This is a genomic window from Brucella sp. JSBI001, from assembly GCF_026014005.1.
Classification (GTDB): Bacteria; Pseudomonadota; Alphaproteobacteria; order Rhizobiales; family Rhizobiaceae; genus Brucella; species Brucella anthropi.
Genome location: NZ_CP110339.1, coordinates 361,456 through 377,297, shown reverse-complemented (window position 1 = coordinate 377,297; position 15,842 = coordinate 361,456). Strand labels below are relative to the sequence as shown.

The window sequence follows — 15,842 nt, the reverse complement described above, 5'->3', positions numbered from 1 at the left end:
TCAGACGAGCTTTGCCTTTGCCTGCAAGCGCAATCCGAAGACAGCAACCATAATGCAGAACCACACCGCCCCACCGTTCTGAAAGAACGTGCTCTCCATACAAGACATATATAATCCGTAAAGCCAAAGGCGAATATAGAGGAGCGTTAATATAGGGTCGTTATCTGTGCTTTCCGCTTCCTTAATATACCGAAGCGGTAAGACCATTATCCAGATAAGCGTCAGAATTAAACCAATAATCCCAGCATTGATCATCATATCCAGAAAAGAATTATGTGCATTGAAGGCTGCAACCGCCCAGCTTGCGCCACCGCCACCTGCATAGACCATTTCCGGCGTTTTCCAGAACGAGTCCAGACCGTAGCCGAAAATCGGCTTTGCCGAGATTGCGGCGAATGCGAGTTTCCAGATGTCAGATCGATTTGTAAAGCTGGCGTCAACGCCCAGGCTTCGGACAAGCTCGCGCAAGGGATCGAAAACGGCCGCCCCGACAGCAATAATATTGAAAGCAGCGATCCCGCCGATAGCAATGAAAACACGTGTCCATTTCAGTCGCACAAACACCAGCGACATCACGACGATAAACGGCAACATGGCCGTCGATGTCTTGCCGCCCGTGTTAAGAACAAAGAACACGCAAAGGGCGACGATAAGCATACCCGTCTTCGGCAAGCCGGTTTTCCAGATATAGAGGCCGAAAAAGCTCATCAGCACCAGAGAGGCGGCGGCGGCATTCTTGTGTGGATAGTGGCCGCGCCATGCACCGGCCAGCATAGGTTCAATAACTTCAGTACCCTGATGAATAGCCCGTTGCGGCATAAAGATTACGCCGAAATAGGCAAACGCCAGTGTTATCAATGAACCAGCTGCCAGCAACCGTGCCATCTGGCGTTCGGATTGCGGCAACATGAGAAAGATGCTCGCATTCAACGCGGTCAGGATGGACAAGACCACTTTCTTGCTGGCGATCATCGGGTGAGCCGACAAAAGGGCCGTCATAAAGAGCCAAAAGAAAACCAGGCCAATCAGAACGCGCGGTTGCAGAATGGCACTGCGCATGGAGCTGCTCAGTGCGCAAACCAGAAAGCTGCCCGTCAGAAACAAGGTGACCAGCTGGTTGAGCGAGCTGGAATCTGCAGCTTTGGCTGTGACGCCGGTCACGGCACCAAGATCCGGATAGGGATTGGTGCCTATCCAGATGAATAAGAACATGCAGAGAAAAAGAGCGGCCCCGATAGCTGACGAGACTCGCGGTTGTATCTCCTCACGGTAATGAACCGATAGTTCAGCCAAGTCAGACCAGACCCTCACGGTTTCGACGCCATGCACCAAGATAGCCCAAACTGAGCGCGAGAACCACACCAAGGCCCATCCCGGCAATGCCACCCCCAGCACCCAGCACGACGGTCTTGGGTGGCCAGCTGCGACCAATCGGAGGAATGGCAGTCGAAATGATCCGGATATTGGTCGCATCGAGTTGCTGGCGCTGGCTCGTCTCCGATGAGCGGGTCAGAAACGTATTGTAAATAGAGACCTTGGCGGCCATGTCGCGTTCGAGGTCCGAAAGCTGGACTTGCGCGTCATTGTCGAGCGCAACAGCCGAACGTGCGGAAGCGGCCTGTGCGTTGAGAGCCGCTACAACGGCATTTGCCTGATCGAGGTCAACCTTGGCCGATTGCAGGATACGCGCCCGTTCCTGCGCCAGCTGCTGCTCCAGACCGGCAAGCTGGCGTTCCGTATTCATCAGTTCCGGATATCGCGGACCGTAGGTCATGGCGAGAGCATCGTAGCGCTGTTTCAGCGACGCATATTGTCCACGCAGGTTCGTCATCGTGGGCGATTGCAAGGTGCTTGCCGGACTAACGGCGCTGCCGGTATCCTTCGTCAGTTCCTGATAGCGCGTGCTTGCATCGGCAACGCGCGCTTTGGCATCGACCAATTTAGAATTGATCTGCGTCATCGACTGGGTGCTGACGAGTTCGCCACCTGATGTTTGCAGGCCGTGCGCCCGGCGGAACGCCGAGACTTTTTCTTCCGCCTCAGTTGCCGCCTTCTGCAGAGAGGACAGACGTTCGGATAGGGCAGCGGCAGCACGTCCTGCACCATCGGCATCCGCTTGTGCAACTTCCTCCTGGAAGGCGTTCGCCAGAGAATCTGCGACCTTTACCGATTTTTCGGGATTTTCCGTCCAGACCGCAATCGTAACCAGATAGGATCGTTCAGGACGCGTAACGTTGATCCGCTGCGACAGTGCACGCACAGCAGTCAGTGTATCATCTTTCGGACCCGTCGGTTTGCTGAGGCCAAGCATAGCCCTAACATCGAACGCTGGCGGAGGAGGCACAAACTCCTCATCTTCATTCAGCTTCAAGTCCGTCACGACCCGTCGGAGTACGTTGCCGGAAGTCAAGATGCGCATTTTGCTTTCGATGTCGAGAATCTGGCTGTCAGCCTGCAGGCTCTGGGCATAAACATCGTTGGGCAACAACTGGAGTCCAGACGGCGGAACCAGCAAATCCGTATAGGCTGTATAACGAGGCTTTGCCGTCATGCCGTAGGCGAGACCCGCCAAACCACCTATTATTGCGAGCGCTGCGATCAAAATCCACCGGGCACGCATCCAGGCGAGCGCCTCGAACAGGTCGAGTTCCGGCAGCATCAGTCCCTTGTTTGCAGGCGCAATGATTTCAGTAACCTTTTCTTCTTCACGGACAACATACGTCTCGCGTCTGACTGCACGCAGCCGGTCATCGACGGATGCCAGATTTTCACTGGCAGTCTCTGTTACCCGTGCTTTCGAAGCGAGGTCGCGCAAGGTGTACATTAGTCGTCCCTAAGGTTCACTCAATAGCGCAAACATGGCGCTACTATTTTCCTTAGACTTAAAGATTAAAAAATTCGGTTAATGAAAGGCAATCATCTGCACGAGTGTCACCAAAATGCAAATGACGGTCATTTAGTCCTGCAGTTTGTGATAAATTTCGGTCGACATGCTTGGCACCTCATGTTCTTCGGGACTAAGAGAAAACAGTGCATATGCCTCATCATCAGAAGCTTTACGAAAAAGAAGCCTCTTCGCTGTCATAACCTTATCTTGAAGTTCCAAGCGTGCCTTTGATCCTCCAGAAGCACGCTGAGCCATAGCGGCCCGAAAACTCGGTATGAAAATTTGAAACGCCATTGGTCGACATTACTGTCCTACGCAGCTTCTAGCGGCAGCCTTTTTGCGGCAAACATCGCACAGCTTTTTACATTCGCTATCCTGGCACGCTATCTTGGTTCTCACGAGTTCGGTTTGTTCGTGACGGTGATGGCCGTTACCAGCATCGCCACCTTCATTTGCGGCCTGGGCGGAGCGGAATGCCTCGTACGTCGCGTGGCGCAAGACCGAGCGATCTATCCGGCAATGCTTGGCCACAATCTCATTTTGATCGCAGTAACAGGCGTTGTCCTCGTCGCTGCCGGAATGGTGATATTGCCGTTCTGGCTGAGTGGCTCTCCAGAATTTACAAACAACCTGTTTGGGCTTTTTCTGCTACTTGTCACCAATATTGTGTTGGTGCGTCTTATCCTGCTGGTCGAGCAAATTTACATTGCGCATACTGACTTCGTATCGGCCAATCTCTCCGTCGTCGGATTTGCCATTGCCCGCACCATTGGCGCGACAATCGCCTGCCTTGTGTTTGGCGTGTCCACTGTTGTCGGATGGGCTTATTGGCAGTTCGGGGTTCATGTGCTGGTCGCCGTGGTTTATGCCTTGTTCCTGCGCAGACTAGGTCGTCCGCAATACACAATCGTGCGCGATGAACTGCGGCTCGGAGTGATGTTCGCATCACAGTTCATCTTCAAGGCGGTCCGCCAGAATGCCGACCTTCTGCTTCTCGGAACATTGGTAACTCCCAGCATTGTTGGCAGCTACGGCGTCACTCGTCGCATCATCGACAGCAGCACATTGACCGTTGAGGCGATGAACCGTCTCGTCTACCCGCATCTGGCCCGCGCCAGCGCAAACGGCATCCATCATGCGCTACCGATTACAATGCGCCTGCTCGGCGCCGCGATTGCAATCGGCATACTCACATCACTGGCCGTCTTTATCATTGCGCCCTATCTGCCCTATCTCTTCGGCAGCGAATACGACACGCTGGTTTCCTTCTGCCGCACGCTTTGCTGGATCACGGTGTTTGTTGCTCTATGGTCGATAGCGGTGGATCTTCTGGGTGCAGCCAGCCAGCACAGCTATCGCACGGCGGTCCTGAACACAGGCAACATTCTTGGTGCACCGCTTCTGGCACTGGCCACTTGGTATGCGCCAATCACAGGAACTTTCGCAGCTATTTACGTAATCGAAATCAGTATTGTGTTGGCATCGTGGGGCTGCGTTATCTACCTCGTTCGCCGGAGTCGTGACGCAGAAGAGAAAAAAGGCGGTTTCAAGCAGGCGGGGGCTTAGATGACGCGCATCTCCACACCAGCAAATGACATCAAGTCGCGACGTGTTCGCGCGATGCATATTGATGATATTCCTGCCGTCCGCACGCTGTTCCAGCGAGTTTTTCGTCCACACTCAAAGTCATGCAACAAGACTTTCGATCAGTATTTTCAGAAGTTCTTTTTTGAAAGCCCCTACTACGACCCTGCAATTGGCAGCGTGGTCCATGAGGACGAGCACGGTGAGATCGATAGCGCGATCTCGGTTCTGCCCATCCCCTATAGGGTCAATGGTCAATCGATCATGGGGCGATTGCTTTGCGCCTTCATGATGAAACCGGAAATGTCGCCACGCGGCGCCGCCGAATTGACACTCACTTTGCGTCCAAGTGAAAAGATACTCAACTTCACCGACAGTGCTGCGCCAGTAAGCCTCAAACATTCCGAAGCAATTGGGGGGATTACACTCGGCACACATGGGCTCGGATGGACACGCATATTCCAGGCTGCCAGCTATGTGGCCAGTTACGTTGCAGAACGGCGTCCGATCCTCGGCGGATGGGCAACAAGCTCAGTAGGCAGAATGCTCAACCCGCTTTTTCCGATTCCTGCGATCACGAGAGCTGCCAAGCCCCGGGCGAATGTGAAGGAAATTGCGCAAGACGAAGCCATATCTCTTGTTCCAGGTTACCTGCAAAGCTATTTGGCACATCCAGCTTGGACAGAAAGCGACATCAACTGGCTGTTTCTGATGGCGTCCGATAATCAGGCTGCCGGTACCTTGCGTTTCTGTGCGATCAACGACCGCACCGGCAGTCCGAGCGGCTTTTTTTGTTACTACGTCCGCTCCAATGGCATTGCAGAAGTTCTGAACATCCTCGCCAAGGCCGGAATGGAAAAACATGCCGTCGATGCAATGCTGCTCCATCTGCAGGATGAAGGGCATGTCGCAGCGCAAGGCCGGGTCGATCCGCGTTATCTCAATGCGCTCTCACAACAGTCGATCATGTTCTTTCGTCTGAAAGCCAACGTTTGTGTAGCCACAGCAAACGCGGATATGCTGAACGCCGTTCAGCGTAATGATATCTTTATTGGCGGGCTCGCTGGCGAAAGCTGGAGCAGGCTGTCGACGGATTTCTATTGAGCTGCAAGCTTCCGTTCCAGCAAGAAGAACGTCGTCGGCCCTGCTTTGCCAGCTCCATTGTCCAGCCGGAAGGCAATGGGGCCAGACCCGACAGCTATTTTGTCATGAATCTTCCCATCAAGACCGACTGGCGAGAGTGTCCATGAAACAGTATTTCCTGCCAGTGTCACATCCACCCGGTTACGCAGCAGAGTGACTGGCAACCGTCCCCAATCCTCTATGATTTTCTCCGCCTTGTCGCGGAAGCGCATGTCGGTATTGCGGGCATCACTGGCGAAAATTATCAGCAGCTTTTCACTGTCCTTCAATGGCTTCTCATCAATAGCCGAAACAGCAAACAAGCCCCTCTCCTCGGCATTGCCGAGGGATAGCTCACGCAAAGTCAGGCGGTCTTTCAGTTCAGCAAAGGCAATGGCCTCGGTCTTAGGCGTAACGACCTGCATCCGCAGCTTGTTACGGTCGAGCCGGATTTGACCAGTGGCGCTTTCAAACAGGCCTTGCGAGGGACTGGTCGCGTTGTCATCTGCAAGGAGACCCGCCATTTTCAGACGCTGCAACACGTTATCGAGTGATACATTTCGATAATCGACCGCGACTTTTTTTTGTAGGCCTTGCGGCCAAGTCAGTTCTTTCGTGGCAAGACCGATCCCGCCAACAAGTGCCAGCGGTTTCAGTCGCGCCGATTCTCGAAACTCAAGCGATTCACCAAGGCTCGTCTCACCCTGCATCATGAACGGTAGATTGAAATCTGCAGTTTCGATGTCGCCTCGACGAAACAGGAGTGACGCCAGCGTTTCGCCCGCACGTGCGACAGGATCGACGGCAAAAGTGTAGGGAACGATACGTTGGCGGAATGGTGCTGCCTCATCAAATGCAAGCGTTAGCGGCCCCTGCCCATGGCGACAGATACCGTCCCAGCCCTGCAATGCGGCATAGGCCGGAAACACCAAACCCGCTTCATATCGATAGCGGTTCCAGAACAGATGCTCGTACTCGGTCACAAGAAAAGGCCGCCCGAGCCAGCGCCCGACAGCGATTTCACTGACATAGGAAGCAGCGTCGGCAATCGAACTCGTATGCTTGATTTCCGTTCCTGGGTTGAGGGTTCCGATCCAGTCATGATAGGTATTGGCAACCAACGCGTTCTGGTTCTGTCTTGAAAGAGCCGTCTGGACGGTGAACCAGTTGTTATAGGGGGCGACAAGACCGCGATAGCCAAGATCGCGTAGGCCCTGTTCCATCCGTTGCGCCAGTAACCGTTCGCTTTCAACGAGGAAAGCCTGAAAATCCCGAAGCCGTCTCCCGCCGCCGCTACGGCTTTCAGGCAATTGGATGGTTTGTTGCTCCAGATTTTCGTTGGGAGCCAAACCACCCCATGCTCGTGACAAGGCAGCGGTATTCGCATAGCGCTTTTTCAGAAATGCATTGAACGCGGGACGATAGCCGGGCCAAAATGTGGTCCCGTCGTCATGCTCGTGCACAAAGCTTGTGAATTCGATACCATTTTCATTGAACGGAATGATCAGAGCGAGAGCGGGATCCTCAAGAGGTGTGAGGCCTGTATAAGGATTGATCGTGGCGTAGACTTCTTTCTGGAAGCGCAGCCAGTGATCAAATGCTGCACCGTTCACATAGGTTCGGCGTTTCAGATTGCCTTCAAGTCCCCAACGATCAGTGTCCTTCCCGCCCAAAGCGCCGCTTTCGGAGGTAAGCCCGTCGATGATCCAGTAAATGCCCTCGCGTTTGAGCGCCGCCATCAGGTAACGCATCCGGTCGAGAGCTTCCGGACGAAAATCGAAATCGCGCTCCTGTCCAAGCATCAAGTCGGCATCAACAAAATGAAGTCGAGCTATATTGTAGCCGTGCAGGCGAAGCTGTCGCACATATCGATCAATGAAGGCATGATCTACCACGCCAGATGAGGGTGGCCCCCAGGCAATCGCGGCACACTGCAGCCGCATCGTTTGGTCAGGCTCGTCGGCTTTTGCGAAACGCCCGGCGGCATTTGCGATCAAACGATTTTTCTCTTCAATCGGGATGTTTGTCAGAAACCCCGAAAAATCGAGCGGACTTCCATCGGAAATTTCGAGATTGTTTTCTGTGACCGGAAGCCATTCCTCAGCATCAGCGCTGGACATCGCGAGGCCTATAAGTGAAACGGATATGACCAGTCGCAGGATTTTCATCAAGGCTCCCTTATAACCTTACTTTCGATCCAGTCGGTTGGTTTGCGGCGCGGCTGAAAAAAGCCAAGCGGTAGTGCAGCTGCATGAAATATCCATGCTACCACCGCGTAGACGCCAAGCTCGATACTACGCGAACGAATGGACATTGCCGCGAACGGGATCACCACAATCACGACTGCCGCCAGAATTGCCAGCGGCCATCCCGGCACGAAAGCGAGAGCCGCCAAGATCACCAGCCACCAAAGATAAACCGCGCCCCAAAGCCGTAACTCCGGCAGTTCACGGAACAGATTCTTCTGGTGCGCCTGCCCCATTGCAGCACGCAAAACCTCGCCGGTTCCACGCAGATATTTGCTTTTCCAGCGGCGTACCAGAAGCTTATAGGCGTTCATCGTATAGCCAAAATGCTGCACAAAAGGGCGATCCAGACGATGGAGTTTCCAGCCTTTGCTGCGCAGCCGAACACCCGCATCAAACTCTTCATGACCATGAAGATTGCGATCGGAAAAATATCCCGCCTGCTCGATCGCGCTGCGCCTGTAAAGTCCACCGCCATTCATGCGGTCGATGTCACCTGTTCGCGCTTCCGGCGAATGCCGCTTCGCCCGACGCTGGAACTCCAGGCTTTCCAGAATCTGGTCCACGACATGGCCGGTCACGCCACCAACATCTGGATGTTTGTCGAGATAATCGAGCGCTGCCGGCAGAAAATCTGGCTCGATTATCATGTCGCCATCGATCAGGCAGATATAGGGCTGCGTCGAATACTGAAAGCCCAGTTGTGGACCGAGACCGCAGCTGGCCCGCGCGGGAGGCTCGATCTGCACAATCTTGATCGGATAAGACTGTGCTATCTCTATTGTGCGATCCGTGGACCCGCTATCTGCTACGATTACTTCCACTTTTCCGCCAGGCAAAGCCTTCAGAGCGCTCTCTACAGCCTCGGCGATGCGCTTTTCTTCGTTCAAAGTTTTGATGATAATCGAAACAGACATCGTTGACCTATTTGGGAGAAAGCACGCGCCTAGCAATCTATTGGCAGAACCAATCAAGCCAGCATTTCATAGTTTCCTTTGGTTTCAAATCCACTAAACACTTCAACTATAAAATGAGATTCGGCGTACTCAAATAATTGAGGTTTCCTAATTTAGGAAATCCTGAAAGACATTTATGCTGACCAAAGATTTTGACATTCGGGTCTATAGCAGCGCGGAACAGCTATCCAGCGACTGGCCAGATGCCGATGACAAAACCGGCAGCGCATTTTTTGTGTTCCAGACCAAATCTTTCGTAAGAGCATGGGACGCAACTTACGGGCGCAGACCCGGCACACAGCTATGTTTGACCGAGGTTCGCCAGCACGACGGCACCCCGCTTCTTTTTCTGCCGCTCTCAATCACACGTATTTACGGATCCCGTGTGCTGGGATTCATCGATGACGGTGTGAGCGATTACAACGTGCCTATCGTGTTTCCAGCTGCAGCGAAACTTTCCCCTGACACTACCGCACGCATTCTCGAAGCTGTTGTCGCAGCGGTTCCCTCGCATGATGTGATTGCATTCTGCAAAATGCCGGAGCGAGTGGAAGGCTTCGCAAATCCGCTGTGGCAACTGGCAAACAAGCTTTCTAACGCATCGACACATGCGATTTCTCTGATGCGCCCGATGGATGAGATAGAGCGATCCATACAGAGTATCAGCAATATCAAGAAGCGTGATCTCACGCTTCAGAAAATGGAAGGATGTCGGTTCTTTATAGCGCAAACCCAAGCGGAACGACGATCTGTTCTGGAGGTCATGCTACGCCAGAAACAGCGCCGCTTTGAAGAAACAAAAGTCCCTGGCTTCGATGCGCATCCTGAAAAGCGCCGCTTCTTCGAAGAGGCAACCGAGCAACTAGCCCAACACAATGGCCTGCATCTTTCAGCGCTTGCCGTTGGAGAAACAATATTGGCCACCATGTGGAGCGTCGTTCGCAATGACCATTACTGTGCGATGATCACAACCTTCGAAGCCGGTACATGGAGCAAATTTTCACCCGGCAAAGTGATAATTCTGCGCCTTTTGCACAGGCTAAAAGCAGATGGCTACACCAGTTTCGATCTTGGCTTTGGCGACGAAGCATGGAAAATCGGCTTGTGCGACCGGACAATACCCCTGCGCGACTATATTCGCCCCGCCACTTTTCGGGGACGCACCTCCCTCATTCTTGCCCGTTCACTGGAATGGATACGTTCAACCTTGCTTTACAAAAAGCTACGCCCATTGAAATGGCAAGTGTTGCGCAAGTTTGGTTAGAAAGTTCTACACAGTACGTTTCGGCATCCGCACCGTGAAAGTTGATCCTTCGCCCAATTGCGAGCGAACAACCAGACGACCGCGATGGCGTGCAAGGATATGTTTGACGATGGCAAGCCCAAGGCCCGTACCCTTTTGAGCCCGGCTCGTTTCGACGTCAATCCGATAGAAACGTTCCGTCAGGCGCGGCAAATGCTCCGCTGCAATGCCCGGACCAAAATCCTGAACTGATGCCACCACCTCAGCAGAACTGCCGCTATTGTCTTCGTCCAGTTTTACGATGACGCGCTTGCCTGCCTGCCCGTATTTGCAGGCATTTTCGACGAGGTTCTGAAATACCTGGATAAGCTCGTCACGCGCGCCAGTGACTGTAACGGGATGATCCGGCAGTTGACGCTCGATACTGATATCGAGACCGGCTGCCAAGGGCGTCAGTGTGTCGGCAACATGATTGAGGATGGATGTCATGTCCACACATTCATTGACCGCCAGATGTGCCCGCATTTCAAGACGAGACAAGGACAAAAGATCGTCGATCAGCCGCGACATGCGTTCGGCCTGTTTCTGCATGATATCCAGAAAGCGGTCGCGCGCAGCTGCGTCGTTTCGAGCTGGTCCCTGCAACGTCTCGATGAACCCGCGAAGCGAGGCGAGCGGCGTGCGCAGTTCGTGACTTGCATTCGCAATGAAGTCTGAACGCATACGATCAATGCGACGCGTTTCGCTCTGATCGCGGAACAGCAGGACGAAAAGTTCAGGCCTGCCATCCTTACCCGGCAAGGCCTTGACCATCGCCTTGAACCAGCGATCAATCGGGACGCGCTCAAAATATTCAATACTACGCGCTTCGCCGTCTGCAATCACGCCCTGAATGAGAGCATGCATTTCCGGCGCTCGAAACCGCAAGTAGAGCGCTGTGCCGGTTTCCAGCGACTGGAACGCCTCCAGAGCCGCAGAATTGTTGAATAGAACAGTTCCGCTATGATCGAAGACGACCATCGGATCGGTCAGAAGATCGGCCAGACGCTCGCCGGACACTCCCGCCATTTCGTTGGGTGCCGCTGTCTTCACCGGCTCTTCGTCTGGCTCGCTGCTCGCAACTTCGCTTGCGAGCCACACAGCGCCGAGTACAACAACGGCCAGGAGGCCAGCTCGAAACCAGAAGGGGAGATCAAGAGCCAGCACGCAAACCGCGAGAACCATGCTGGCAATCAAGACACCCTTGACCCGGAGAAGCGGTTCGAAAATCGACTTCTCCGCCTGTGGTTCTGGATCGGTGCGGTTGCCTGCCTCGCTCATGCTGCTTCCTTCTGCGGTTGGGGCATAGAGTTATCCGGAAATGCTCGAACGTCCTTTACGCGGCTTCCAAACAGCCCATATCATGCTTTGATATAAACGAAAGGGAATTGCCGTGGGTGACAGTTCGAAGACAGCTAACAAAAAGAAAGACAAAAAAGACGAAGCGAAGCCGACCGACAAGCCAATCAAGCTGAAAATTGACGGTGTAGCGCGTTCGTTTGACATAAATGATCCGAAACTGCCGAAATGGATTGACGATAATGCGCTGCAGTCAGGTGGATATCCCTACCCATCCAAGATGAAGTCGGACGAATATGAAGAAACGCTGGAACGGCTTCAGATCGAACTCGTCAAACTTCAATACTGGCTTCAGGATACTGGAGGCCGCGTCATCAGCGTTTTCGAAGGCCGCGACGCGGCTGGTAAAGGCGGGACAATCTTTACTATCCGTGAGTTCATGAACCCCAGAACCGCGCGGAACGTTGCTTTGCCGAAGCCCACCGAAACCGAACAGGGTCAATGGTATTTCCAGCGTTATGTCGCGCATTTTCCAACTGCCGGCGAGTTCGTTACGTTTGACCGATCATGGTACAACCGGGCTGGTGTGGAACGGGTGATGGGTTTTTGTACCCCGGCGCAGCTTGAAACCTTCCTGACTGAAACACCCGATTTCGAGCGCATGATCGTTACGGACGGTATTCATCTCTTCAAATTCTGGCTGGATATCGGTCAGGAAATGCAGCTCAAGCGCTTTCATGAACGTCGCCATAGTCCGCTCAAGAACTGGAAGTTCTCGCCGATGGATGTGGCGGGAATCTCCCGCTGGAATGATTACTCCGACGCACTACACACCATGCTTGAACGGACCGATACAGGTTACGCACCCTGGACGATCATTCGGTCGAATGACAAGCGACGCGCCAGATTAGCTGCAATCCGGCGCATCCTTTTGACGCTGCCCTATGAAGGAAGAGACCTTCAGGCAATTGGAGCCGAGGATCAATCGATCATCGGACGCGGCTCTACATTCCTCACCTCGTCATCTGCGGAAATGTAGAACAGGCTTGGCTGGTGCGGCGTCTTTTCCCACAGATGAGGCACACGCATCAGCTGCCATAAGGCGCGCCACGCGGAGATTGAAATCAACACCCAGTATACCGGGATTGAGAACAGATAAGCATATCCTCCCAGCTCCGTTGGCTCCATTGTTCTTGCACCCAGAAGATAGAAGCTAAGATAGGCCAGCAGAATATTCGTTACATCAATCCCCAACAGCCAGACGCCATGGGTTGTCAAAGGCCCGAATAACATGCTGGTCAGCAAGATCGCGAACATGGCCAACATGAGCGGATGCAGAAGCGCTGAACTGATTATACCTAGCGTGTAGATCTGATTGACAGAAAACCGGAACCAGCCAAGTTCACGCCATGTGTTGTGCGGCTGGCGTCCATGAACGAGCCATGTCTGCATCCAGCCTTTGAGCCAGCGTGTTCGCTGTTTGCGCCAGATATCATAGTTTACGGGTGCGTCCTCAATCGTTCCGCGCGTGATGACGCCGATGTGATAACCGAACCGGGCGAGCCTCACCCCGAGATCGGCATCCTCCGTGACATTGTAGGCATCCCAGCCGCCAACTTCTTCCAGACAAGATCGCCGAAAATGATTGGAAGTACCGCCGAGAGGAATGACAAGCCCCCGCGAAGCGAGCCAAGGCAACAAACCGCGGAAAAGCGCTGCATATTCAAATGCAAACATTCGTGTCAGCAGGTTGTGGCGGAAGTTCCCGATAATCAGCGGTGCCTGCACACAGGCCAGCTTGTCGCCTTCAGCCTGAAAAGTCTGCCATGCTTCCAGCAGCTGGTCAGGGTGTGGACGGTCTTCAGCATCGAAGACCGCTACAATCTCGCCTCGCGCAAATTGCAATGCATAATTCAGTGCCTTCGGCTTCGTCTTGGGTCCGCCAGACGGCACGAGAACCAATTCGAAATTCAACGGCAGCCGTTCACGGCGTATCGCCGATACTGTATCGAAATCATCCTTCTCGCAAACAAGCTTGATATCGAGTTTGCTGGCGGGCCAATTCAGCCGTTTCAAGCTCGTAATGAGCTGACCGATCACTTCCTGCTCCCGATATAACGGGACCAGGACTGAATAGTTCGGTAAGTCACGCGGATTGCATTTCCTGATTTCGAGAAACTTCAACCGGCGTCCCGAAACAGCCGCGAACAAACGGATCATCACGCATCCGAAGAAGAATACCGACAACGCCACATGAAGCACCAGAAGCGTCATCGTCGGCCAGTTAAACACGCAGGCAAAGAACGCATAGATTGCCATGGCAATGATAAATGCCTGTGGCGTATCCAGAACGCGCGCTGCTGAAAACGACTGCGGCGTCATTTCATGAGCCCGCGCAATCAGATCCTTCTGATGTCGTTGCCGCATGATCTGTTTCAAAAGTGTCGGCGTACAGATCCGAATTCGGCTCTTCAATTGCGGTGTCGCAAGAATATGATCTCGAAGTTTTCGGATACGATTTTCGGACGGAGCAATGTAGAGATAACTATTTCCGTCTGCGCCGAGCACCATAACCTGTCCGACATCGATGAAAGCCGATGGCTTTTCCTCCCCCGATACGAAAATGCGCGACGGTAAAGCCTCGTTTGTGAATTCCAATCCCAGAAGATCAGCGATAGCTGCATAAATGGCCGATTCCGCAACATCTCCTCGCTGAATCAATTCCACACAAAACGATGTTCCATGGTGAGTAGCCGTACTATACGCCCCCAACAACGCATCTCTAGACACGCCACATTGTTCCAATCTGGCTGATATGGCACTGCATATCTCCAGATCGAACGCAATCGATCCATTACTCATAGCACCCCCGCACTACTGAATACCTATATTTACTTATTTTATGCTTTAATAATTCAATTCTTTACTATTTTACCATTTACTTCATTAGGTATTTATTTCGGTAAAATTTGCAATCGAAAGGTAATATACTGAAAATGAATTGCAACCTTTATTTTTATTGAACCTTCGTTGAATATTGCTCGTCACTCGATAACTCAGTTAACGCGAAATTATAGAGAAAAAGGCAAAAGCGGGTCATGAAACGCTACCTTCCAAGACTGCTCGTCGCGTTGGCATTCACGTGTGGCGCCCATGGTGCCTGGGCCTCAGACGCACAGCCAGAGGCTCCATCTTTCATCAACCAGAAAGAACGCCTGCCGTTATCGTCCTTGCAGGCGCTCAATCGGCTGAGGTTCATCACAACCGTTGACTTTCCCCCGTTCAACATGCTTGGCGATCAGGGACAGCTGTCCGGCTACAATGTCGACCTAGCCAAAGCCCTTTGTCGTCAATTGGGTGTTGACGACGTCTGTCAGATTGAAGCTGTGCCGTGGAATGAGCTTGAGGAACGACTGCTTAGCGGACAAGCAGAAGCCATCATAGCCGGATGGAAACCAACCGATGAGAATCGTGGTCAATTTGCTTTCTCGCGGTCCTATATGCGATTGCCTGCGCGATTTGCGACGACCAACGCAGGCGCATTTAATGACGATGCAATTACGGCCACAAAAGGTAAAAGCGTTGGCGTTATTGCGGGATCGGCCCACGAGCAACTGCTAAAAAGCTATTTTCCTCAGGCGATCGCCAAATCTTACCCTGATGCATCTCTCATGTTCGCTGATCTCAAGAGCGGCAAGGTCAGCGCTGTGTTCCACGACGGCATGTCACTTTCAATGTGGTTGAACAGTCCTGAAGGCCATGCTTGCTGCAGCTTTACAGCCGGCCCATACCTCGCACCGCAATATCTTGGCTCCGGTCTCAGCATTGCTGTCGCACAGAAGAACGCTCCCCTTGTCAGTGCCTTCAACAATGCTCTTCAGGCCTTGCAGCAGAAAGGCACGCTAACGGAGCTCTATCTGCGCTATTTCCCCAACAGCTTTTATTGAGCCTAACTCAAGACGGGTGACGCCGATAAAATCGAGATCCCCTTTGCGTGCCATTTTGACGCAGAGAAGGGCCGTCACTAGACGAATTTTCAGATATTCTTGAAATTTCCGATATAACGATACTTACAGTAAAAAAGTAAAATTGTTTTATATCAAATATATAACTTGCGAAAATCGCACCCAAAGCGGAAGAACCCTGCGCTTTGTACAGCAAATTGCGCCGCTTATAGCAGAATAAGATCAATAAATACATGCATTTATTTTGACTTGAACAAATCACCCTCTCATCAATAATCAAGTTGAGGGAGAAGGAGGATTTATACAATGTTCGATGGCGTTCCTGCCCAATGGCACAAGACTCCGGAACAAACAAAGCGCTCGCCCAATGAGGCCGCCTATGTGTTTCTCGGTATCATGCTTGCAGCGCTTAGCGTACCAGCAACTTTTCTGGGCTGGGCAATCGTTCAGAGTATCGCATCGCTGTTTTAGAACATGCGCATCCTTTGGTTCGAGGGATAT

12 protein-coding genes are annotated in these 15,842 nt (G+C 52.8%); 6 read left to right on the top strand and 6 right to left on the bottom strand.

From position 1 onward, the window contains the following. On the bottom strand, nucleotides 1-1,329 hold the full coding sequence (locus LJ361_RS01715) for an O-antigen ligase family protein (RefSeq protein WP_264812474.1): 1,329 nt from the start codon (nucleotides 1,327-1,329) through the stop codon (nucleotides 1-3). Next, nucleotides 1,295-2,824 (bottom strand): GumC family protein, encoded by a 1,530-nt coding sequence (locus LJ361_RS01710; RefSeq protein WP_166943109.1) that lies wholly within the window; start codon nucleotides 2,822-2,824, stop codon nucleotides 1,295-1,297. The genes LJ361_RS01715 and LJ361_RS01710 overlap by 35 nt, the downstream gene beginning before the upstream one ends. A 345-nt stretch (nucleotides 2,825-3,169) precedes the next feature. On the opposite strand from LJ361_RS01710, the gene LJ361_RS01705 reads away from it, so the two are divergent. After that, nucleotides 3,170-4,453: a lipopolysaccharide biosynthesis protein gene (locus LJ361_RS01705; protein WP_040129921.1), complete on the top strand. Its 1,284-nt coding sequence runs from the start codon at nucleotides 3,170-3,172 to the stop codon at nucleotides 4,451-4,453. Continuing rightward, a complete protein-coding gene (locus LJ361_RS01700; RefSeq protein ID WP_040129923.1) occupies nucleotides 4,454-5,575 on the top strand; it encodes a hypothetical protein in 1,122 nt (373 codons plus the stop codon). It begins immediately after the preceding gene. Here LJ361_RS01700 and LJ361_RS01695 read toward each other — a convergent pair. Then, nucleotides 5,569-7,761 carry a glycoside hydrolase gene (locus tag LJ361_RS01695; protein WP_166943112.1) on the bottom strand — a complete coding sequence of 731 codons (2,193 nt, stop codon included), beginning with the start codon at nucleotides 7,759-7,761 and terminating at the stop codon, nucleotides 5,569-5,571. The genes LJ361_RS01700 and LJ361_RS01695 overlap by 7 nt on opposite strands. Continuing rightward, nucleotides 7,761-8,756 (bottom strand): glycosyltransferase, encoded by a 996-nt coding sequence (locus tag LJ361_RS01690; protein ID WP_151614999.1) that lies wholly within the window; start codon nucleotides 8,754-8,756, stop codon nucleotides 7,761-7,763. The genes LJ361_RS01695 and LJ361_RS01690 overlap by 1 nt, the downstream gene beginning before the upstream one ends. Nucleotides 8,757-8,931: 175 nt before the next feature. Between LJ361_RS01690 and LJ361_RS01685 the strand changes: the two genes are divergently transcribed. Continuing rightward, complete coding sequence (locus LJ361_RS01685) at nucleotides 8,932-10,059, top strand: GNAT family N-acetyltransferase (RefSeq protein WP_151614998.1); 1,128 nt, start codon at nucleotides 8,932-8,934, stop codon at nucleotides 10,057-10,059. Between the two features lie 6 nt (nucleotides 10,060-10,065). Here the strand turns inward: LJ361_RS01685 and LJ361_RS01680 are convergent, their stop codons facing one another. Beyond that, nucleotides 10,066-11,358 carry an ATP-binding protein gene (locus LJ361_RS01680; RefSeq protein WP_040129932.1) on the bottom strand — a complete coding sequence of 431 codons (1,293 nt, stop codon included), beginning with the start codon at nucleotides 11,356-11,358 and terminating at the stop codon, nucleotides 10,066-10,068. Between the two features lie 112 nt (nucleotides 11,359-11,470). Here LJ361_RS01680 and ppk2 point away from each other — a divergent pair, with 112 nt between their 5' ends. Further along, the gene (ppk2, locus tag LJ361_RS01675) at nucleotides 11,471-12,415 is read left to right on the top strand and encodes a polyphosphate kinase 2 (protein WP_094514776.1); all 945 of its coding nucleotides are present in this window, start codon (nucleotides 11,471-11,473) and stop codon (nucleotides 12,413-12,415) included. On the opposite strand, the gene LJ361_RS01670 is transcribed toward ppk2, so the two are convergent. Continuing rightward, on the bottom strand, nucleotides 12,358-14,238 hold the full coding sequence (locus tag LJ361_RS01670) for a glycosyltransferase family 2 protein (RefSeq protein WP_166943115.1): 1,881 nt from the start codon (nucleotides 14,236-14,238) through the stop codon (nucleotides 12,358-12,360). The genes ppk2 and LJ361_RS01670 overlap by 58 nt on opposite strands. 236 nt (nucleotides 14,239-14,474) lie before the next feature. Between LJ361_RS01670 and LJ361_RS01665 the strand changes: the two genes are divergently transcribed. Continuing rightward, nucleotides 14,475-15,323: a transporter substrate-binding domain-containing protein gene (locus LJ361_RS01665; protein WP_166943118.1), complete on the top strand. Its 849-nt coding sequence runs from the start codon at nucleotides 14,475-14,477 to the stop codon at nucleotides 15,321-15,323. Nucleotides 15,324-15,647: 324 nt separating this feature from the next. Beyond that, nucleotides 15,648-15,812 (top strand): hypothetical protein, encoded by a 165-nt coding sequence (locus LJ361_RS01660; RefSeq protein ID WP_006466025.1) that lies wholly within the window; start codon nucleotides 15,648-15,650, stop codon nucleotides 15,810-15,812. Nucleotides 15,813-15,842: the final 30 nt, after the last annotated feature.